At 75.4% G+C, this 20,900-nt stretch carries 16 protein-coding genes, 1 tRNA gene and 1 pseudogene; 16 read left to right on the top strand and 2 right to left on the bottom strand.

The genetic code is table 11. From position 1 onward, the window contains the following. Positions 1-11: 11 nt before the first annotated feature. Positions 12-1,376, top strand: a complete 1,365-nt coding sequence (locus Acit_RS03220; RefSeq protein ID WP_248105633.1) for a hemolysin family protein — start codon at positions 12-14, stop codon at positions 1,374-1,376. 12 nt (positions 1,377-1,388) lie between these two features. Further along, positions 1,389-2,294 carry a GTPase Era gene (era, locus tag Acit_RS03215; RefSeq protein ID WP_248105630.1) on the top strand — a complete coding sequence of 302 codons (906 nt, stop codon included), beginning with the start codon at positions 1,389-1,391 and terminating at the stop codon, positions 2,292-2,294. On the opposite strand, the gene Acit_RS12780 is transcribed toward era, so the two are convergent. Next, the gene (locus Acit_RS12780) at positions 2,288-4,357 is read right to left on the bottom strand and encodes an ATP-dependent DNA helicase (RefSeq protein ID WP_282436143.1); all 2,070 of its coding nucleotides are present in this window, start codon (positions 4,355-4,357) and stop codon (positions 2,288-2,290) included. The two genes, era and Acit_RS12780, sit on opposite strands and share 7 nt — an antisense overlap. 137 nt (positions 4,358-4,494) lie before the next feature. Here Acit_RS12780 and Acit_RS03205 point away from each other — a divergent pair, with 137 nt between their 5' ends. From Acit_RS03205 to Acit_RS03145, 12 genes are all read left to right on the top strand, one after another. Further along, complete coding sequence (locus tag Acit_RS03205) at positions 4,495-4,698, top strand: cold-shock protein (protein ID WP_248105628.1); 204 nt, start codon at positions 4,495-4,497, stop codon at positions 4,696-4,698. A 179-nt stretch (positions 4,699-4,877) separates the two neighbouring features. Further along, on the top strand, positions 4,878-5,618 hold the full coding sequence (gene uppS, locus Acit_RS03200; protein ID WP_248105625.1) for a polyprenyl diphosphate synthase: 741 nt from the start codon (positions 4,878-4,880) through the stop codon (positions 5,616-5,618). 3 nt (positions 5,619-5,621) lie between these two features. Then, positions 5,622-5,909: a hypothetical protein gene (locus Acit_RS03195; RefSeq protein ID WP_248105623.1), complete on the top strand. Its 288-nt coding sequence runs from the start codon at positions 5,622-5,624 to the stop codon at positions 5,907-5,909. After that, positions 5,906-6,622 carry a DNA repair protein RecO gene (gene recO / locus Acit_RS03190; protein WP_248105621.1) on the top strand — a complete coding sequence of 239 codons (717 nt, stop codon included), beginning with the start codon at positions 5,906-5,908 and terminating at the stop codon, positions 6,620-6,622. The genes Acit_RS03195 and recO overlap by 4 nt, the downstream gene beginning before the upstream one ends. After that, positions 6,619-8,109, top strand: coding sequence for a cryptochrome/photolyase family protein (locus Acit_RS13435; RefSeq protein ID WP_248105620.1), 1,491 nt, complete (start codon positions 6,619-6,621; stop codon positions 8,107-8,109). Before recO ends, Acit_RS13435 begins: the two co-directional genes overlap by 4 nt. After that, complete coding sequence (locus Acit_RS03180; RefSeq protein WP_248105619.1) at positions 8,106-9,353, top strand: coproporphyrinogen-III oxidase family protein; 1,248 nt, start codon at positions 8,106-8,108, stop codon at positions 9,351-9,353. The genes Acit_RS13435 and Acit_RS03180 overlap by 4 nt, the downstream gene beginning before the upstream one ends. Positions 9,354-9,421: 68 nt before the next feature. Then, positions 9,422-10,708 (top strand): glycine--tRNA ligase, encoded by a 1,287-nt coding sequence (locus Acit_RS03175; protein WP_248105857.1) that lies wholly within the window; start codon positions 9,422-9,424, stop codon positions 10,706-10,708. 71 nt (positions 10,709-10,779) lie between these two features. Further along, the gene (gene ppdK / locus Acit_RS03170) at positions 10,780-13,434 is read left to right on the top strand and encodes a pyruvate, phosphate dikinase (RefSeq protein ID WP_248105618.1); all 2,655 of its coding nucleotides are present in this window, start codon (positions 10,780-10,782) and stop codon (positions 13,432-13,434) included. 27 nt (positions 13,435-13,461) lie between these two features. After that, entirely contained in the window at positions 13,462-15,342 is a 1,881-nt protein-coding gene (dnaG, locus tag Acit_RS03165) for a DNA primase (RefSeq protein ID WP_248105617.1), read from the top strand. Next, the gene (gene rpoD, locus Acit_RS03155) at positions 15,339-16,718 is read left to right on the top strand and encodes an RNA polymerase sigma factor RpoD (protein ID WP_312709313.1); all 1,380 of its coding nucleotides are present in this window, start codon (positions 15,339-15,341) and stop codon (positions 16,716-16,718) included. Before dnaG ends, rpoD begins: the two co-directional genes overlap by 4 nt. Before the next feature lie 74 nt (positions 16,719-16,792). Then, positions 16,793-16,868, top strand: a tRNA-Asn gene (locus Acit_RS03150). 68 nt (positions 16,869-16,936) lie between these two features. Further along, positions 16,937-18,319, top strand: coding sequence for a sensor domain-containing phosphodiesterase (locus tag Acit_RS03145; protein ID WP_248105615.1), 1,383 nt, complete (start codon positions 16,937-16,939; stop codon positions 18,317-18,319). On the opposite strand, the gene Acit_RS03140 is transcribed toward Acit_RS03145, so the two are convergent. Then, positions 18,273-18,848, bottom strand: coding sequence for a GNAT family N-acetyltransferase (locus tag Acit_RS03140; protein ID WP_248105613.1), 576 nt, complete (start codon positions 18,846-18,848; stop codon positions 18,273-18,275). The genes Acit_RS03145 and Acit_RS03140 overlap by 47 nt on opposite strands. A gap of 171 nt (positions 18,849-19,019) precedes the next feature. Between Acit_RS03140 and Acit_RS03135 the strand changes: the two genes are divergently transcribed. Both Acit_RS03135 and Acit_RS13840 read left to right on the top strand, forming a co-directional pair. Continuing rightward, the gene (locus Acit_RS03135) at positions 19,020-19,730 is read left to right on the top strand and encodes a GntR family transcriptional regulator (protein ID WP_248105611.1); all 711 of its coding nucleotides are present in this window, start codon (positions 19,020-19,022) and stop codon (positions 19,728-19,730) included. A 62-nt stretch (positions 19,731-19,792) separates the two neighbouring features. After that, positions 19,793-20,868: pseudogene (locus Acit_RS13840) on the top strand (CaiB/BaiF CoA transferase family protein). Positions 20,869-20,900: the final 32 nt, after the last annotated feature.

Genomic DNA, 20,900 nt, shown 5'->3' with positions numbered 1-20,900 from the left:
GTGCGGGGGCGGTGAGCGCCGGGCAGTGGGCCTTGGTGGGGGTCGTCTGCCTCCTGGTGGCGGTCTCGGCGCTGTTGGCGCTGGCCGAGACGAGCCTGGTGCGGACCAGTCGGGCCAAGGCCCTGGCCTTGGTCGAGGAGGGCCGGCGGGGGGCCGGCAAGCTGCTGGCCTTGGTCGAGCGGCCCGAGCGGTTCCTCTCGGGGGTCCTGCTCCTGGTCCTGGTCTGCCAGCTGGTGGTGGCCACGCTGGTCGGGATCCTGGCCGAGCAGCTCTTCGGGGGCCTCGGGGTGGCGGTGGCCACGGTCTTCGAGGTGGTGGTCCTCTTCGTCCTGGCTGAGGCCCTGCCCAAGAACTGGGCCATGCAGAACCCCGAGCGGTCGGCCCTCCTGGCGGCGCCGCTCGTGGCCGCCCTGGTGGAGTTCTGGCCGGTCCGGGTCTTCTCCCAGGGGCTGGTCCGCTTGGCGGCCGCCTTGAGCGGGGGCCGGCGGCGGCCCGCGGAGGTCAGCGAACAGGAACTGCTCGCCCTGGCCGACGTGGCGGTCGAGGAGCAGGTCATCGAGACCGAGGAGCGGGCCCTGATCCACTCCATCATCGAGTTCGGGGACACCGTGGTCCGCGAGGTCATGGTGCCCCGGCCCGAGATGCAGGCGGTCGAGGCCAGCGCCAGTGTCACCGAGGCCCTGGAGCGGGCCCTGGCGGTGGGCTTCAGCCGGCTGCCGGCCTTCGAGGGCAACGTGGACGACATCGTGGGGGTGGCCTACGTGAAGGACCTGGTCCGGGCCGAGCGAGCCGGCCAGGGCGGCGAGGAGGTCCGCCGGCACCTGCGGCCCGCCCACTTCGTCCCCGAGACCAAGCGCGTGGCGGCCCTCATGCGGGAGATGCAGGCCGAGACGTTCCACCTGGCGCTGGTGGTCGACGAGTACGGCGGCACGGCCGGCCTGGTGACCCTTGAGGATCTCATCGAGGAGCTGGTCGGGGAGATCGTCGACGAGTACGACGTCGAGGAGCCCCCCATCAAGCGCCTGCCCGACGGCAGCCGCTCGGTCTCGGGGCGCTTGACGGTCGACGCTCTGGCCGAGGAGCTCGACGTGGAGCTACCCACGGGCACCTGGGACACGGTGAGCGGCTTGCTCTCGGACCTCCTCGGTCGGGTGCCCCTGCAGGGCGACGCCGTGGCGGTGGCCGGCTGGCGGCTGGTGGCCGAACGGGTCCAGGGCAACCGGGTCGGCCGGGTGCGGGTCGAGCCCTTGCCGCCACCAGTGGCCGGCGAGCTCCCCGGGGACGGCACCCGTGGGGGCCCGCCCCTCGACAGCGCCGCGTCGGCCGGTGCGGACGGCCAGGCCGGTTCGCCGACGGCCCCGGTCGGCCGAGGCTGAGCGGGGGGACCGATGGGGGAGGACCAGGGGTTCCGCTCGGGGTTCGTGACGGTGGTCGGTCGACCCAACGTCGGCAAGTCCACCTTGGTGAACCGGCTGGTCGGCAGCAAGGTGTCGATCACCTCGCCCCGGCCGAACACCACCCGTCGTCCTGTTCGTGGGGTCCTGCACCGGCCGGGTCGCCAAGCGGTCTTCGTCGACACCCCCGGCCTCCACCGGCCCCGCAGCGCCCTGGGTGCTCGGCTGAACGAGCACGTGGCCGAGTCCCTCGAGGACCTCGACGTGGTGGTGGCGGTGCTCGACGCCACCGGGGACGTCGGGCCCGGGGACCGCCTGGTGCTCGCCCGCAGCCTGGCGGCCGTCGGCGACGGCCGGGGCCAGGAGCGGATGCTGGTGGTGCTGAACAAGCTGGACCGGGCCCGCCCGGCCGAGGTCCTGGCCCGCTTGGCCCAGGCCGACCAGGCCCTGCGGGACCTGGCCGGGTCGGGACACCGCGTCGAGCTCTACCCCGTTTCGGCCCGCAGCGGCCGGGGCGTGGCCGAGCTGGCCGAGGCCATCGTGGCCCGCCTGCCCGAGGGCCCGCCCTACTACCCCCCGGAGGTCCTGACCGACCTGCCCGAGGAGGTCCGGGTGGCCGAGCTGGTCCGGGAGCAGCTGCTGGCCGTCGTCGAGGACGAGCTGCCCCACGCCATCGCCTGTCGGCTGGTGGAGTGGGACTGGCCCCGTCTGCGGGTCGAGATCTTGGTCGAGCGGCCCTCCCAGAAGGCCATCGTCATCGGTCGGGGCGGGGCGGTTCTCCGGCGGGTCGGCGAGCGGGTCCGCCGCCAGCTCCCCCCCGGCTGCTACCTGGAGCTCCACGTCGTGGTCGAGCCCCGCTGGCAGCAGCGCCCCGACGCCATCGAGCGTCTCGGCTACTGAGCCTCGCCCGCTGTCCTCGCCGCCCGGGGCCCACGGGGGCGGTCGCCGGGGGCCGCACCGTGCTCCCCGAAAGGCCCGGTCCCGTCGTGGTCGGCGACCGCGGCGCTGAGGAAGGCCAGGGTCTCGGCCAGGTCGGTGGTGCGGCGCAGGGGGGGCAGGGCGTCGAGGAGCAGCCGGCGGTAGCTGGCGGTGGCCAGCCGGGGGTCCAGGACGGCGACGACGCCCCGGTCGGAGGCCCGGCGGATGAGCCGACCGGCGCCCTGGGCTAGCAAGGTGGCGGCCCGGGGCAGGTCGACGCGACGGAACCCCTGGGTGCCGGCCCGCTGGCGCAGGGCGCTGAGGACCGGGTCGTCGGGCCGGGGGAAGGGGATGCGGTCGAGGACGACCAGGCTGACCGCCCGGCCGGGCACGTCGACCCCCTGCCAGAAGGAGACGGTGGCGAGGAGGCAGCTGGTCTCCTCGTCGGCGAAGCGCCGCAGGAGCTCGGCCTTCGGGAGCTGGCCCTGGACGAGGAGCGGCCAGGGGAACCGGCCGGCCAGGTGGGCTTCGGCGTCCTGGAGGGCCCGCCAGCTGGTGAAGAGGGCCAGGGTCCGGCCGCCGGCGGCTTCCATGAGGGCTTCGAGTCGGGCCAGGGCCGCCGGGTCGGCCTGGGGCCGGCGCCGGTCGGGGAGGTCGGCGGCCACGTAGAGCAGGCCTTGGTGGCGGTAGTCGAAGGGGCTGGCCACGGTCAGCTGGTCGGTCCGATCGGGGGGCAGGCCGAGGCGCTCGACGAGGTCCCGGGGGACGGTGGCCGAGGTCAGGACCCCGATGGTCCGGGGCCAGAGCCGGCCGGCCAGGGTGGGGGCCAGGTCCACCGGGGCCCCGCGCAGGCTCGGGGTCCGGCCGCTGCCTGCCCAGCGGACCAGGTCGGCTTCGGGGTCGACCAGGGCGGCCAGGTCGGCGGCCAGGCGGCTGGCCGCCGCGGCGGCCCGCTGGAGCGCCCCGGCGCGCCGGGCCGACTCGGCCCGGCCCCGGGCTGCTTCGGCCAGGGCCAGGGCGGCCCCCTGGGCCCGGGTGAGGGGCTCGGCGAGGGCCTCGGTGGCTGGCCCGTCGAGCAGCTGCCCGGGCCGGCTGGCCAGCAGGCCCTCGAGGGCCTGGGCGGCCCGTTCGAGGTCCTGGGCTGCGGGCTCGTCCCCCGGTGCCCCGGCCGCGACCTGGCGGAGCCGAGCCGGGCTGACCTCCCTGCTGAGGGCTTGGCGGAGGGCTTCCTCGAACTCGTGGGCCTCGTCGAGGACCACCAGCCCGTGCTCCGGCAGGACCGCGGCCCCGGCCAGCTGGCTGGCATAGAGGGCGTGGTTCGTGACCACGACGTCGGCGGTCTGGGCCCGGGCCCGGGCCAGCTCGGCGAAGCAGGCGCCCCCCGAGGGGCAGGCGAAGCCCCCCGGGCAGGCTTGCTGCTCGATGCTCAGGGCCGCCCAGTCCCGCGGGTCGGGCTCCTCGGGCAGGCTGCTGCGGTCCCCGTCGGGCGAGTCGGCGGCCCAGGCCAGCAGGCGGGCCAGTCCCGGGGAGAGGGGCGGGGCGCTCGGCCCGGGCCGCAGCCCCTCGTCGCCCAGGGCGCCGGTGGCCTCGAGCTCGGGCCACGAGGCGTAGCCGAGCCGTTCGGCGGCCCGCTGCCGGCAGAGGTAGTTGGCCCTGCCCTTCACCACGGCCACCGCCAGGCGGGGCCGGCGGGTCGCCTCGGGCAGGCCCGGGTCGGCCAGGGCCCGGGCGAGGAGCGGCAGGTCCTGGTGGCGCAGCTGGTCCTGGAGGGCCAAGGTGGCGGTCGCCACCACCACGGGGGTCGGGGCGAGCAGGCTGCCGACCAGGTACGCGAGGGTCTTGCCGGTGCCGGTCCCGGCTTCGGCCACCAGGTGCCGCTTGGCGAGGACCGCTCGTCCCACCGCCTCGAGCAGGGTCTCCTGGCCGGGGCGGGGCTCGGCTCCCCCGGGCAGCTCGGCGGTGACCCGCCCGAGGGTCGCTCGGAGGGCCTGCAGGAGCCCCTCCGCCGACCCGGCGGTCGTCGGGGTGGGCGCCTCGGGGGCCATCGGCGGGAGGCTAGCGGTCCGGGCCCCGCGCCGTGCTAGAGTGCCGCCAGCGTCGGGATGGACACGCTGCCCGACGTTGCTGTGTCGGCTGGCGTCTTGTCACCCGCAGGCTTGGAGTGCGTGGAAAGGCAGGCGTCATGGCCGAAGGTACGGTGAAGTGGTTCAACGCCACGAAGGGCTACGGGTTCTTGACCCCCGATGACGGCAGTGCCGACGTGTTCGTGCACTTCTCGGCCATCGAGGGCACGGGCTACCGGGAGCTCTTCGAGGGCCAGCGGGTGGAGTTCGAGACCACCCAGGGCCAGAAGGGGCCCCAGGCCACTCGCGTGAAGGCGCTCTGAGCGCTCAGGCGACGAACCCGAGACGGGATCGGAGGGTCGGGCGGGTGCCCGGCCCTCCGGCGCGTCCGGACCCCTGGTCCCGGTCCCGGCTGGCGGTCCCGGCCGGGCCCCCTCGGTCCTGGGGTTTCGGCGCTGACCGTGCCTCGTGGGGCCTCGACGGGGCCGCTAGCGTCGGGTCCGTGGCCGAGGAGTTCCCCGAGGGCATCGACCCGCGCCGAGTCCCTGCGCACGTGGCCTGCGTCATGGACGGCAACGGGCGCTGGGCGGCCCGCCGGGGCCTGCCTCGGACCGAGGGGCACGCGGCGGGGGAGACGGCCCTGTGGGACACCGTCGAGGGGGCCCTGGCCCTCGGGATCCGCTGGCTGACCATGTTCGCCTTCTCGACCGAGAACTGGCGGCGGCCTCCCGACGAGGTCCGCTACCTGATGCACTTCAACGAGGACCTGCTGGTGCGTCGGCGGGACGAGCTGCACGAGAAGGGGGTCCGGATCCGCTTCGCCGGCCGCCGGGACTGGCGGGTGCCCCGGCGGGTCCTGCGGCGCATGGACGAGTCGGTGGCGCTCACGGAGAAGAACCGTCGGATGACCCTGACGATGGCCTTCAACTACGGTGGCCGGGCCGAGATCGTCGACGCGGTCCGCCAGTTGGTGGCCGACGGCGTCCGGCCCGAACGGGTCGACGAGCGGGCCATCCGAGCCCGGCTCTACCACCCGGACCAGCCCGATCCGGACCTGGTGATCCGGACCTCGGGGGAGTACCGGATCTCGAACTTCCTCCTCTGGCAGCTGGCCTACTCCGAACTGGTCTTCTCCGACGTGCTCTGGCCCGACTTCCGTCGCCAGCACCTCTACCAGGCGGTGGCCGAGTACCAGCGCCGGGAGCGCCGCTACGGCGGCGTCCGGGTCGACCGAGGGGCCTAGGCGATGCGGACCTTGGCCATCCTCTTCGGCCTGGCGGTCGTGGCCCTCCTCTCGATCATGGCCGCAGCAGGCTCCCCCGGTGCTCTCGGCATCCTCCTCACCCTGGTCGGCATCGTCGCCATGATCGTCCTCGGCACTCGGCTGGGGGGTCGAGGCACGCCCCGCCGGGACCCGATCCCCGTGCCCCGAGGCCCGGCCCAGGCGTCGGAGCCACAGGACCACCCGGTGCCCCCGGGGAGCGCCGCCCCCGCGGCCGAGGCCGGGCCCGAGGGGGCGCCGGAGGGGCCATGAGCCACTACCGGGCGGAGGGCGTCGTGCTGCGGAGCTTCCGCCTGGGGGAGGCCGACCGGGTGGTGGTGGTGGCCACGGCCGAGCAGGGCAAGGTGCGGGCCGTGGCCAAGGGGGTCCGGCGGACCCGGTCCCGCTGGGGAGGGCGCCTCGAGCCCCTGACGCACGTGGCCGTGCAGTGCTGGCGGGGCCGAGGCGAGCTGGACACGGTGACCCAGGCCCAGGTCCTCCACCCCTACCTGGGCATCCGAGCCGACCTGGAGCGGACCGCGAAGGCCTTCGTGCTCCTGGAGGTCGCCGACCAGCTGGTCCAGGAACGCCACCCGACGCCCCTGGTGGCCAGCCTGGTGGGGGCCCTCGGGGTCCTCGAGGCCGAGGACCCCCCGCTGCTCGTCCCCGCCTTCCTCCTCCGGGCCCTCGCCCTCGAGGGAGCAGCGCCCCAGGTGGCCGCCTGCAACGAGTGCGGGGCGACCGACCAGCTGGTGGCCTTCGACGGGCCGGCCGGCGGGGTGCGCTGCCGGGCCCACGCCAGCGGCCGGGGGCTCTCGGGGGAGGCCCTGGGGCTCCTCCAGGCCGTCTTGGGGGGCCAGCTCCGTTGGGCCCTGGCTCAGCCGGCCGGCCCGGCGGTCGCCGAGGTGGCCGAGCTGGCCGGAGAGCTCATGGAGCAGCACCTGGACCGCCGGCTGCGCAGTCTGCGGACCCCGGTCCGACCGTGAGCCCGGCTCGCACCCCCGGACGGCCCGTCGTCTTCTGGTTCCGCCGGGATCTCCGGGTCGACGACCTCCCCACCCTCCAGGCAGCGGCCGAGGCGGCCGGGTCGGCCCCGGTCGTCCCCCTCTTCGTCCTCGACCCCCGGGCCGCCCGCGGGGCTGGCCCGAACCGCCGGCGCTTCCTGGCGGCCTGCCTGGCCGACCTGGACCGCCGGCTCGGGGGGACCCTGACCCTCCGCCGGGCCCCGGGTCAGGGGGGCGCCGAGGCGGTCGCCGAGGTCGTAGCCCAGGTGGCCGCCGAGGCCGGGGCCGACGTGGTGCTGGCGAGCGGCGAGACCACCCCCTACGGCCGCCGACGGGACCGGGCGGTGGCCGAGCGACTGGCCGCCGACGGGCGCCGGCTGGTCCGCCAGGGCACCCCCTACCTGGTGGCCCCCGGGCGGGTCCGGCGGGCCGACGGCCAGCCCTTCGCGGTCTTCAGCGCCTTCCACCGGGCCTGGCTCCAGGTCCCGGTCGAGCCGCCCCGGCCTGCCCCTGACCTGCGCACCGAGGGGCTCGCGAGCGACGTCACCGTCGACGACCTGCTCGGCGGCATCGACGTCCTCTCGGCCGCGAACGACGACGCCGCCGCCCTCGGGGCGCTCGGCCTGCCGGCCTGGTGGGCGGGGCTGCCCCTCGGACCGGCCCCCCGCCTGCCGGCTGCGGGCAGCGAGGCGGCCCGGGCCCGCCTGCGGGCGTTCTGCGACGGGCCCCTGGCCGCCTACCACCGCGAGCGGGACCGGCCCGACCTGCCGAGCACCTCGCGGCTCTCGGCCGACCTCCACCTCGGCGTCCTCCATCCCCGAACCGTCCTGGCCGAGGCCCAGGCCGCGGCCAGGGGCCCGGCCCTGGAGCGGTTCGTGGCCGAGCTGGCTTGGCGGGAGTTCTACGCGGACGTCCTCTGGCACCGGCCCGAGGCCGCCTGGTCACCGCTCGTGCTGGCGGGCCGCTTCCTGCGGGTCGAGCGCGGGCCGGCGGCCGAGGCCCGCTTCGCCGCCTGGGCCCGGGGGGAGACCGGCTACCCCCTGGTCGACGCCGGCATGCGCCAGCTCCTCGAGGAGGGCTGGATGCACAACCGGGTGCGCATGGTCTGCGCCAGCTTCCTCGTGAACGACCTGCACCTCGACTGGCGTCTCGGGGCCCGCTGGTTCCTCTGGCACCTGGTCGACGGGGATCTGGCCTCGAACAACCAGGGCTGGCAGTGGGTGGCCGGGGTGGGCACCGACGCCGCCCCCTACTACCGGGTCTTCAACCCCGACCGCCAGGCCGAGCGGTTCGACCCCGAGGGGGTCTACCGGCGCCGCTACCTGGGCTCGGCGCCCGCCCGACCGCCCCTGGTCGACCACGGGGTCGAGCGGGCCGACGCCCTGGCCCGCTGGCGGGCCGCCCAGGCCGCCGCCCGGGAGGGCCAGGCCTCCGGCGAGGGCCCGGCGCGGGGGAGCCCGGGCCGGTGAGCCCTGGTCCGGTGATCCCCGGGCCGGTGCGCCCTGAGCCGCTGTCCATGGGGGCGCCCGACGGCGCCGCGCTGGACTCTGCCCAGGGAGGCTTCGGGCTCTACGTCCACGTGCCCTTCTGCCGGGACCGCTGCGACTACTGCGGCTACGCGGTGGCGGTCGGCCAGGACCACCTGGCGGCCCGGTTCGTCGCCGGGGTCCGGGCCGAGCTCGACCGGCTGGCCCGGGCGGGCCTGGAGCCCCCCGCCCCGCCGGTCGACCCGGGGGAGGTGGCCGAGCGGCTGGCCGGCGGGGCCAGCACCGTCTACCTCGGCGGGGGCACGCCCTCGCGCCTACCCCCGGCCCTCCTGCGCTCGCTGCTCGCCGCCCTGCCCCGGCGGCCCGGTGCGGAGGTGACCCTGGAGGCCAACCCCGAGGACGTGACCCCGAAGGCCCTGGAGGCCTGGCTGGCCGCCGGGGTGAACCGGGTGTCGCTCGGGGTCCAGGCCCTCGCCGCCCCGGTGCTCGCCGGCCTGGGCCGCCGGCAGGCCCCCGAGGCGGGCCTGCGGGCCGCCCGCCTGCTCGGCGGGGCCGGCCTGGCGCGCTTTGGGGTGGACCTCGTGGTGGGGTCCCCGGCCGAGACCGAGGAGGACCTGCGCCGGGCCCTCGAGGCCCTCCTGGCCCTGCCTAAGCCGCCCGGCCAGGTGAGCTGCTACCTGCTCACCGTCGAGCCCCGGACCGCCCTGGCCCGGGACCCGGCCCGCTGGCCGGAGGAGGAGCAGCTTGCCGCCCGCTACGAGCTGGTCGACGAGCTGCTCGGCGACGCCGGCTACCGCTGGGTGGAGATCTCCTCCTGGGCCCGGCCCGGCGGGGCCTGCGAGCACAACCAGGCCACCTGGGCCGGCGGCGACTACCTGGGCTTGGGCCCCTCGGCCGCGTCCCACCTGCAGGGCCGGCGCTGGTGGCACGAGCGGAGCCTGCGGCGCTGGCTGCAGGCGGTCGAGACCGGTCGGCCGGCCCTGGCCGGCGGGGAGGTCCTGACCCCCGAGCAGCGGCGCCTGGAGCGCCTGGCCCTGGCCCTCCGCACCCCCCGGGGGGTGCCCCGGGCGGCCCTGGCCGAGGCCCTGGCCGGCCGGCCGGAGCTGGCCGGGCTCGTCGAGGCAGCGGGGGACCGCCTGGTCCTGACCCGCCGGGGCCGGCTGCTGGCCGACGCCCTGGCCGTCCACCTCGACCCGACGGCCCGGCCGGTATCCTCGCCCGGATGACCCCCCCGGCGAACCCCCCGGTCCCCGAGGCCCCCGCCCCGGCCAGCCAGCCGGGCCAGGAGGACCTCATGGAGAAGGTCGTGAACCTCTGCAAGCGGCGGGGATTCATCTTCCCCTCGGCCGAGCTCTACGGCGGGTTCCGCTCGACCTACGACTACGGGCCGCTCGGGGTCCTGCTGCTGCGGAACGTGAAGGACGCGTGGTGGCGGAGCATGGTGCAGCTGCGGGACGACGTGGTGGGCCTGGACGCCGCCATCCTCTCGAGCCCCCGCATCTGGGAGGCCTCGGGGCACCTGGCGAACTTCACCGACCCCTTGGTGGACTGCCGGCAGTGCCACGAGCGCTGGCGGGCCGACAAGATCGACGGGGTCTGCCCGAGCTGCGGCTCGACCGACCTGACCGAGCCCCGGGCGTTCAACTTGATGTTCAAGACCCATGCCGGGCCGGTGGAGGACGAGGCGACGGTCTGCTACCTGCGCCCCGAGACCGCCCAGGGCATGTTCGTGAACTTCCTGCAGGTCCTCCAGACCACCCGGAAGAAGCCGCCCTTCGGCATCGCCCAGGTCGGCAAGTCCTTCCGGAACGAGATCACCCCGCAGAACTTCGTCTTCCGGACCCGGGAGTTCGAGCAGATGGAGCTCGAGTTCTTCGTGCCCCCGGCCGAGGCCGACCAGTGGTTCGCCTACTGGACCGCCGAGCGGCTCCGCTGGTACCGGGAGCTCGGGATCCCCGAGGACCGCCTGCGGCTCCGCCAGCACGAGCCCGAGGAGCTGGCCCACTACGCGAAGGCCACCGCCGACGTCGAGTTCCTCTTCCCCTGGGGCTGGGACGAGCTCGAGGGCATCGCCAACCGGACCGACTACGACCTGAAGGCCCACTCGGCGGCCTCGGGAGAGAAGCTCGAGGTCTTCGACCCCCAGACCCAGGAGCGCTACGTGCCCTGGGTCATCGAGCCGGCCGCCGGGGCGACCCGCACGATGATGGCCTTCCTGCTGGCCGCCTACCAGGAGGACGAGGTGGGCGGGGAGCGCCGGACGGTCCTCCGGCTCCACCCTCGCCTGGCCCCCTACCAGGTGGCGGTCCTGCCGCTCTCGAAGCACGAGCGCCTCGTCCCCCTGGCCCGGGAGGTCCTGGGGCTGCTCCAGCCGGTGGCCATGTGCGACTTCGACGTCACCCAGTCCATCGGCCGGCGCTACCGCCGCCAGGACGAGGTCGGCACCCCCCTCTGCGTGACCGTGGACTTCGAGTCCCTGGAGGACCGTGCCGTGACCATCCGGGACCGGGACACCACCGAGCAGGTCCGGGTGGCCATCGACCAGCTGGTCCCCGAGGTCTGCCGGCGGCTCTTCGCCTGAGCCCTCGGCCCCCGGGGCCCGGCGTCGGTGCCGGTAGGCTCTGGGCGTCCGTCCGCCGAGGGGGAGAGGCCATGGGGTACGTCTTCGACTTCGACCACCGCCACGAGCGGCCGCCGATGGAGCTGAAGGACCTCCTCGGCGGTAAGGGGGCGAACCTGGCCGAGATGACCTCGGTCCTCGGCCTGCCGGTCCCCCCGGGCTTCACCATCTCCACCGAGGCCTGCCGGGCCTACCTGACAGCGGGCTGGCCGGCGGGGCTCGACGAGGAGGTCGCCGCGGCCCGGGCCCGGCTCGAGGAGCGCATGGGCAAGCGGCTCGGGGACCCCGAGGACCCCTTGCTGGTCAGCGTCCGCTCGGGCGCGAAGTTCTCCATGCCGGGCATGATGGACACGGTCCTCAACCTCGGCCTGAACGACCGCTCGGTGGCCGGCCTGGCGAAGCAGACCGGTGACGAGCGCTTCGCCTACGACTCCTACCGGCGCTTCCTGGCCATGTACGGCCGGATCGTCCTGGAGATCCCCGGGGAGGAGTTCGACCGGCTGCTCGAGGCGGCCAAGGAGCTGGCCGGGACCGACGCCGACGCCGGGGTCCCGGTGGTCCTGCTGCGGTTCCTCTGCGACTCCTACAAGGCGATCGTCGAGCGGGCCACCGGCCGGCCCTTCCCCCAGGACCCCGACGAGCAGCTCCGGGGGGCGATCGAGGCGGTCTTCCGCTCCTGGAACGGGCCCCGGGCCCGGGCCTACCGGGAGCACGAGGGCATCCCGCACGACCTGGGCACGGCGGTGAACGTCCAGGCCATGGTCTTCGGGAACCGGGACGACCGTTCGGGCACCGGGGTGGGCTTCACCCGGGACCCCAACACCGGCGCCCAGGGCGAGTACGGGGACTTCCTGGTGAACGCCCAAGGGGAGGACGTGGTGGCCGGGATCCGCAACACTTTGCCCCTCTCGGCCCTGGCGGAGCTGTTCCCCGAGGTGCACGCCGAGCTGCTCGAGATCTTCGCCCGCCTGGAGCGCCACTACCGGGACATGTGCGACACGGAGTTCACCATCGAGCAGGGCAAGCTCTGGATGCTCCAGACCCGGGTCGGCAAGCGGACCGGCCGGGCCGCCTTGCGGATGGCGGTCGACATGACCAGCGACCCGGCCATCGCCCTCAGCCGGGCCGAGGCGATCCAGCGGATCACCGAGGACCACGTCGAGCAGGTCCTGCACCCCCAGTTCGCCACCCAGGACCTCGAGGTCCTCACCACCGGCCTGGCCGCCTCGCCGGGGGCGGCGGTCGGGCGGGCCTACTTCTCGGCCGACGACGCCGAGGCGGCCGCTGCCCGGGGCGAGCCGGTCATCCTGGTGCGGACCGAGACCTCCCCGGAGGACGTCCACGGGATGCTGGCCGCCCAGGGCATCCTGACCGCTCGGGGCGGCCTGGTGTCCCACGCCGCGGTGGTGGCCCGGGGCTGGGGCAAGCCGGCGGTCGTCGGGGCCGACGCGCTGCGGATCAGCGGTCGGCGGATGGAGGTCGGCGGCACGGTGGTCGAGGAGGGCGACTGGCTCTCCATCGACGGCTCGAGCGGCCAGGTGGTCCTCGGCCAGGTGCCCCTGACCGCCGCCGAGCCGCCCCCCGAGCTCCAGACCATCCTGGGCTGGGCCGACGAGCTGCGGGCCGGGCACCTGGCGGTGCGGGCCAACGCCGACAACGGCCCCGACGCCCGCAACGCCCGGCGCCTCGGGGCCGAGGGGATCGGGCTGTGCCGGACCGAGCACATGTTCCTCGGCGAGGACCGCCTGCCGGTGGTCCGGCGGATGATCCTGGCGGAGACCGAGGAGGAGGAGCGGGCCGCCCTGGAGGAGCTCCGGGCGGTCCAGCGGGAGGACTTCCGGGCCATCCTGGAGGAGATGGACGGCCTGCCGGTCACCGTCCGGCTCCTGGACCCCCCCTTGCACGAGTTCCTGCCGGACGTGGCCGAGTTGGAGCTCAAGCGGGCGACCGAGGGCCTGAGCGACGAGGAGGAGCGGCTCTACGGCGCGGCGAAGGCCTGGCGGGAGTTCAACCCGATGCTCGGGGTCCGCGGGGTCCGCCTCGGGGTGCTGAAGCCGGGCCTCTACAGCATGCAGGTCCGGGCCCTCATGGAGGCCGCGGCCGACCGGGTGGCGGCGGGGGGCCGGCCGGTGGTCGAGATCATGATCCCCTTGACGGTGGCGAAGGCGGAGCTCGCCGAGGCCCGGCGCTGGGTGGAGGAGGCCCTGGCCGAGGCGGGGGCGGGCGGCCTGGAGGTCCGGATCGGGACGATGATCGAGACCCCCCGGGCGGCCCTGCGGGCCGGGGAGATCGCCGAGGTGGCCGAGTTCTTCTCGTTCGGGACCAACGACCTGACCCAGCTCACCTTCGGCTTCTCCCGGGACGACGTGGAGGGCCGCATGATGAGCGCCTACCTGGCCAAGGGGCTGCTGCCGGCCAACCCGTTCGAGACCGTCGACCCCGAGGGGGTCGGGGAGCTGGTCCGCCTGGCCTGCGAGCGGGGCCGGGCTCACCGGCCGGACCTGAAGCTGGGGGTCTGCGGGGAGCACGGGGGCGACCCGGCCTCCATCGAGGTGTTCGCCGGGGCGGGGGTGGACTACGTGAGCTGCTCCCCGTTCCGGGTGCCGGTGGCCCGCCTGGCGGCCGCCCAGGCCCTCTTGGCCCTCGGGGTCGTGAAGGACGAGGGTCCCGCCGGCGTCCCGGCCTGAGCCGGCGCCGGGGCCCGGGGCCGGGTCGTGGCCATCCCGGAGGAGGTCATCGCCGAGGTCCGGGCGCGCACCGACCTCGTGGCCCTCGTCGGGGCCCACACCGCCCTGCGGCGCCAGGGGCGGCGGTTCGTGGGCCGCTGCCCGTTCCACGAGGAGCGGACCCCGTCGTTCTCGGTGAACGCCGAGGCCGGCCTCTACTACTGCTTCGGCTGCCACGCCTCGGGGGACGCCATCAGCTTCGTGCGGGCCACCGAGGGCTGCGACTTCGTCGAGGCGGTGCGGCGCCTGGCGGCGAAGGCCGGGGTGGCCCTGCCCGATGACCGCGACGAGCAGGGCAGCCGGGGCCCGGCCCGGGCCGCGCTGCTCGACGCGCTGACCCGGGCGGTGGCCTTCTACCACCAGCGGCTCCTCGAGGGGCCCGACGCCGGGCCGGCCCGGGCCTACCTGCGCTCCCGGGGCTACGACGGGGCGGTGGTCCGCCGCTACCAGCTGGGCTGGGCCCCCGACGAGTTCGACGCCCTGGCCCGGGCCCTGCGGGTGCCCGACGAGGTCTTCGTCGGCGCGGGCCTCGGGTTCGTGAACCGCCGGGGCCGCCAGCAAGACGGGCTGCGGGGCCGGGTGGTCTTCCCGATCCTGGACCCCTCCGGCCAGCCCATCGCCCTGGGGGGGCGGGTCCTCCCGGGGGCCCCGGGGCCGAAGTACAAGAACTCGCCGGAAGGGCCGCTCTACAAGAAGCGCCGCACCCTCTACGGCCTGTCCTGGGCGAAGCAGGCGGTGGTGGCCCGGGGCCGGGTGGTGGTCTGCGAGGGCTACACCGACGTCATCGGCTGCCAGCTGGCCGGGGTCGAGGAGGCGGTGGCCACCTGCGGGACGGCCCTCGCCGAGGAGCACCTGCGGCTCCTGGCGAACTTCGCGAAGCGCATCGTGCTCTGCTTCGACGCGGACCGGGCCGGGCAGGCCGGCGCCGCCCGGGTCTACCAGTGGGAGCGGACCCACCAGGTGGACGTGGCGGTGGCCGAGCTGCCCGAGGGTGCCGACCCGGCCGAGCTGGCCCGGGCCGATCCCGAGGCCTTGCGTCGCGCCGTCGACGAGGCCCGGCCCCTGCTCCGGGTCCAGGTCGACCGGGTCCTCGGGGCCTTCGACCTGCGGGAGCCCGAAGGCCGGGCGAAGGCCGCCGAGGCCGCCCTTGTAGTGGTGGCCGAGCACCCCGACCCCTTGGTGCAGGACCAGTACCTCGTGGCGGTGGCCGACCGCTGCCGGCTCGACCCCGAGCAGCTCCGGCCCCTCCTGGCCCGCCTGCCCCGGGGGGCCAGGACCGAGGGCCCCCGGCCCGGGGAGGCCCTCGTGCCTGGGGGCCGGGACGGGCGACCCGGTGACGGGCGACCCGGGACGTTCGGGTCCCAGCAGGAGGCGCCTCCGGGGCCCCGGGGACCTGAGCGGAGCCGCCGTGCGCCGGCCGGGGAGGCACGGGCCGGGCTGGAGGCCCTGCGGTTGGCCGTGCACCGGCCCGAGGCGGTCGGGGACCGGCTGGACCCCTGCCTGTTCGCCGACCCGACCCAGCGGCAGGTCCTCGGGGCGCTATTGGCCGCCGAGGACCTCCACGAGGCCATCGGGCTGGCCGAGGAGACCGACCCGGCGGCGGCGGCCCTGCTGCGGCGCCTGGCGGTCGAGGAGCCGGTGGCCGAGGTCGACGACGTCGTGGCCCAGCTGGTCCGGGTGGCCGTCCAGCGGGCGCTTCGGGCCCTCGAGGCCGAGGCCCGACGGAGCCCCGAGCGGGCCGCCGAGCTGGCCCAGGAGGCCAACCAGGTCCGCAGCACCCTGGAGCGCCTGGACGAGCAGCCGGCCGACCGGGAGGCGGTCGAGGGGTTGGTAGCCTGGCTGGCCGGGAGGGGCGAGGAGGACGGATGAGCGATCCCGATGGGTCGGTCGGTCCTCCCCCGACGCTGGCACCGCCGGGGGTGGCCGAGGGGGCCTTCGATCGGCTGATCGAGGTGGGCCGCCAACGCGGCTACCTCTCGCAGGCCGACCTGATCGACGTCCTGCGGGACGTGGAGCTGAGCCACGAGCTCATCGACCAGGTCGTGGCCGCGGTGCGGGCCGCCGGGGTGGCCTACGTGGACGAGGTGGCCGGCGAGCTCCGGCCCGCAGCCCTCCCCGGCGAGGACGCCCCCCTGGGCCTCGGGGACGCGCCGCTGGCCGGCGGGCCCGGGCACGGGGCGACGGCGGCCCCCAAGGGCGGGCGGAGCGCCCACGGCCGACCCGGCGGCGGGCGGGGCCGGCGGGCGGAGGCCGAGCCCGAGGACGAGCTCATGGCCCGGCAGCACCCCCGGGGGCGGGGGCGGGCCCAGCCGGCGGACAGCGGGGCGGACCCGGTCCACACCTACCTGCGGGAGATCGGCAAGGTGCCCCTGCTCACCGGCCAGCTCGAGGTGGAGCTGGCCCGGCGGATCGAGGCTGGCCACCAGGCCGCCGAGCGGCTGGCCGCCTTGGAGCGGGGCGAGGGCGGGGCGAGCGCCGAGGAGCGGGCCCGGCTGGCCCAGGCGGTGCGGCGGGGCCAGCAGGCGAAGGAGGCCCTCATCGAGGCCAACCTCCGCCTGGTGGTCTCCATCGCCAAGCGCTACCGCAACCGGGGCCTGGCCTTCTTGGACCTCATCCAGGAGGGGAACCTGGGCCTGATGCGGGCGGTGGAGAAGTTCGACTACACGAAGGGCTTCAAGTTCTCCACCTACGCCACCTGGTGGATCCGCCAGGCCATCACCCGGGCCCTGGCGGACCAGGGCCGGACCATCCGGATCCCGGTCCACATGGTCGAGACGATCAACAAGGTGGTCCGGGTCCAGCGCCAGCTCCTCCAGGAGCTGGGCCGGGAGCCGACCGTCGAGGAGATCGCCGCCCGGGTCGAGTTCCCCGCCGAGCGGGTCCGGGAGATCCAGCGGATCAACCAGGACACCATCTCCCTCGAGCAGCCCATGGGGGAGGAGGACGACTTCTCCCTCTCGGACCTCATCGAGGACCAGGGGGCCGAGGTGCCCGACGACGCGGCCGCCCGGGTCATGCTCCACGCCGCGGTCCGCGCCGCTTTGGCCTGCCTGCCGGAGCGGGAGCGGGAGGTCATGGAGCTGCGCTTCGGCCTCCACGACGGCCGGATGCGGACCCTCGAGGAGGTCGGCCGGGCCTTCGGGGTGACGCGGGAACGGATCCGCCAGATCGAGGCGAAGACCCTGGCGAAGCTCCGGCACCCGAACGCCGCCCAGCCCCTCCGGGACTTCCTGGAGGAGGCCTGAGCGGTCGGCTAGGGTGAGGCGCCGGCCGGCCAGGCGGGGCCCCCACGGGCCAGCGGGGCCGGCCGAGCAGGGATTCCGGGGTAGCTCAACTGGCAGAGCAAGCGGCTGTTAACCGCTAGGTTGAGAGTTCGAGTCTCTCCCCCGGAGCCAAGGGGCGAGCCTCGGGTGCAGGGCCTGCACGTTCAAGTCTGTCGGCCGACCGGTCGAGGACTCCCCTGATGAACCCTCCGTCTGTGGGCTCTCCTGGCGCGACCGACGACTCGGTGCGACAGGAGCTGGACCGGGTCCTGCGGGACTGCCTGGTGCGGTCCGTGTACCAGCCGATCGTTCGGCTCGCCACGGGGGAGACCGTGGCCTACGAGGCCCTGGCCCGGGGACCCGAGGACAGCCCGCTGGCGACCCCCGACGCGCTGTTCGGCGCCGCACGCCGGTTCGGCCGGCTCGCCGAGCTGGACTGGGCGTGCCGAGTCGCGGCGGTGGAGGGGGCCCTCGGGGCCGGGTTCGAGCGGCCGCTCGTGCTTTTCGTGAACGTGGAGCCCGAGGTGCTGACCGCAGAGGCCCCCCTCGGGTTCCTCGAGGTCCTCGACCGAGCCCGGGAGCGGCTCCAGGTGGTCATCGAACTGACGGAGCGGGCTCTCACGGCCCGCCCGGCGGAGCTGCTCCGCCTCGTCGACGAGGTGCGGCGCTACGGCTGGTGGGTGGCCCTCGACGACCTCGGGGTCGATCCCCGATCGGTGGCCCTGCTGGACCTCGTGCGACCCGAGGTCGTGAAGCTGGACCTCGCCGTGACCCAGCAGCGGATCTGCAGCCCGTGGCACGCTGCGGTGGTCTGCGGCGCCATGGCCTACGCCGAGCGGTCGGGGGCGGTCCTGCTGGCCGAAGGGGTAGAGACCGAGGAGCACGTCCGTCTCGCCCAGGCCCGCGGCGCCGCCTTCGCCCAGGGGTGGCACTTCGGGCGGCCCGGACCGCTGACGGCGCCGCCCCGACCCCGGGCTCCCCTCCGCCTGCGGCGCTACCGCAGCGTTCGGCGACACGGCGCTTCGGCCCAGGCCGGTCCCTTCGCGCTGGCCAGCGAAGGCCACGCGCTCGTGGAGGCGCCGGGCTCGGTGGTCTACGGCATCAGCCGCTTCCTGGAGCAAGAAGCCGCAAGCCTCGGACCTTTTGGCTTGTTGCTGGCCAACTTCCAGCGAACCGAGCGGTTCCCCGAAGCGGTCCGGTCGCACTACGGGCGACTCGCCCGAGACCTCAGCCTGGTCGGCGCGCTCGGCGTCGGCCTGGCGGACCCGCCAACGGGTGTCCGGGCCGGTCCGCTGGCCGCCGAGGATCCCCTAGCCCGGGAGTGGACGGTCTGCGCGCTCGGCCCGCAGTACGCTGCGCTGCTCGCCGCCCGGGAACGGGGCGACGGCCCGCCGAAGGACGCGCCCCTGGCGCAACGGACCTTCGACTACGTCCTCACTTTCGACCGGGACGTCGTCACCGCCGCCGCCAGCGCGCTCGCCCAGCGCCTCCTCGAGGAGACCCCGGCACCCCACGATCCCGAGCCAGCCGCGTCCCTCACCGCGCCTCCCAGACCCAGCGGGTCACGGCCTGGCGGAAGTTGATCGGCCCGGGGACGCACTCCTTGGTCCAGAGGTAGCGGAAACCTGCTCGCTGGAGGGCCCGGTTCGGGGCCACGTTGAGGGCGTTCGGCTGGCTGTAGAGGCGGGGGACGCCGAGGACCTCGCGGTAGTGCTCGGCGCTCAGGCGCACGAAGCGCGAGCCGAGGCCCTGGCGTCGGCGGCCGGGGTCGAGCACGTGGAGATGCAGGAAGGCTTCCTGGCCCGGCTGGATGCGGTCGGCGGTGCTGAACCCCACGATGCGTTCCCCGAGGAGCCAGACGATCGAGTAGGTGTCCCGCTCCTGGGGTGCCTTGGCCAGGTCGTCCTCGTAGCGGGCCAGCCACGCCTCCCGGGTCGGGAGCTTGGCCCGGTCCACCCCGAGGAGCCGCAAGTAGTCGTCGGAGGCGCCCAGGAAGTAGTCGATCCGCAGGGGCGCCTCTTCGAGGGTCATGGGCCGGACCCAGAGCACCTCCTCGGCGCCCTCGGGCCGGTCCGGCGGGTTCGACGTCCCCTCCGACGCTTCGTGCCCCACGACCTCAGTATCGCCGCCGGCGACGACCCGTGGCCGGCCGGCGGCCCCGCCGCCAGGCTGCCCCGAGGATGGGGCGACGACCCGTGGCCCGCCGGCGCCGGTCAGACCAATTGCATACGAAACTGGCAGGCACTCTGGACAATCTGCCCACTTAGGGGTAATCCTGCATACATGATGGGCCCTGGGGGGGTGCCCGGCGAGCAGCAGGGGGGAGCGGGGGCGAAGCGGCCCGGCCGGAGCGCGGCGGACCGGGCCTACCTGGTGGTGCGGGAGGCCATCGCCTCGGGGCGCCTGCGGGGCGGGGAGCCGGTGCGGGAGGAGCAGGTGGCGAAGGAGATCGGGGTGAGCCGCACACCGGTCCGCGAAGCGCTGCGCCGGCTGGCGGCCGAGGGGCTGGTGGAGCTGGAGGCCCGGCGGGGGGCGCGGGTGGCCCGGTTCGAGGCCGAGGAGGTCGACGAGATCTTCTCCCTGCGGGTCGAGCTGGAGAGCCACGCCGCCGCGCTCGCCGCCCAGCGGGCCGGGGCCGACGACGTGGCGAAGCTGGCCGCCCTCTGCGAGGAGATGCGGGAGGCGGCCGAGGCGTTCCTGGCCGACCCGTGCGCCGGTCTGGAGGCGGTCACGGACCTGAACAACCGGTTCCACGCCAAGGTGCTGGAGGTCGCCGGGAACCGGCGGCTGGCCTCGGTGGTCGAGGCGGTGGTCCAGCGGGCCCTCGTGGAGCGGACCTTCCACGGGTACTCGGCGGACCAGCTGCGCCGGAGCTGCCGGCACCACGAGGAGGTGGTGGAGGCGATTGCCGCCGGGGACCCCGAGTGGGCCGAGGCGGTCATGCGGACCCACATCTTGGCGGGCCGGGCGGTGGCGAAAGGAGTGGCGCAGTGACCGACCAGCCGGATGCCCAGCCGGAACGGCCCGCCCCCGGTGGCCCGTTGGCCGGGGTGCGGGTGGTGGAGCTCGGGTCGCTCATCGCCGGGCCGTTCTGCGGCCAGCTGCTCGGGGACTTCGGCGGCGAGGTGATCAAGGTGGAGGACCCGGGTCGGGGCGACCCGATGCGGGAGTGGGGCCAGGTGAAGGTCCAGGGCCTCTCGCTGCACTGGCCGATCATCGGGCGGAACAAGAAGTCGGTGACCGCCGACCTGCGCCGGGAGGAGGGACGGGACCTGGTGCGGCGCCTGGCGGCGAAGGCCGACGTGCTGCTGGAGAACTTCCGGCCGGGCACCTTGGAGCGCTGGGGGCTGGGCCCCGAGGACCTCTGGGCGCTGAACCCCCGGCTCGGTTCCTGACCGGCGAACCGGACCGGCCCCCGGCCCGGGTCGGGATCTCGCTCGGGGACTCCTTGGCCGCCACCTTCGCCTGCCTCGGGACCTTGCTGGCCCTCTGGGCCCGGGAGCGGACCGGGCGGGGCCAGGTGGTGGACTCGGCCATCTACGAGGCGGTCTTCGCCCTCATGGAAGCGGAGGTCGCCGAGTGGGAGCTGGCCGGCTACCAGCGGCAGCGGACCGGCTCGGTCCTGCCCGGGGCGGTGCCCTCGAACGCGTACCGGACGGCGGACGGCGAGGAGGTGCTGATCGCCGCGAACCGGGACACGGTCTTTGCCCGGCTGGCCGAGGTGATGGGCCGACCGGCGCTGGCCGAGGACCCGCGCTACGAGACGAACTCGGCCAGGGCGGCGCACCAGGAGGAGCTGGACGGCATCGTGGGGGCCTGGGCGGCCACCCTGCCGGCCGAGGAGCTGCTGGCCCGACTGCACGAGGCCGGGGTGCCCGCCGGCCGGGTCTACCAGGCGAAGGACATGCTGGCCGACCCCCACTACGCGGCCCGGGAGGCCATCGTCCGGCTGGCCCACCCGCTGCTCGGCTCGTTCCCCATGCCGGCCCCGTTCCCGCGCCTCTCGGCGACCCCGGGGCGGGCCCGTTCGCTGGCACCGGCCCTGGGGGAGCACAACGAGGAGGTCTGGGGGGGACTGCTGGGCCTTTCGGCGAGCGAGCTGGCCGAGCTGGCGAAGGCCGGCGTGATCTGAGTCAGGGCGGTCTGCGAGGCGGCGAGGAGAAG

Source organism: Aciditerrimonas ferrireducens, assembly GCF_023130475.1.
GTDB lineage: Bacteria > Actinomycetota > Acidimicrobiia > Acidimicrobiales > UBA8190 > Aciditerrimonas > Aciditerrimonas ferrireducens.
This window is presented reverse-complemented; position numbering and strand designations above follow the sequence as displayed.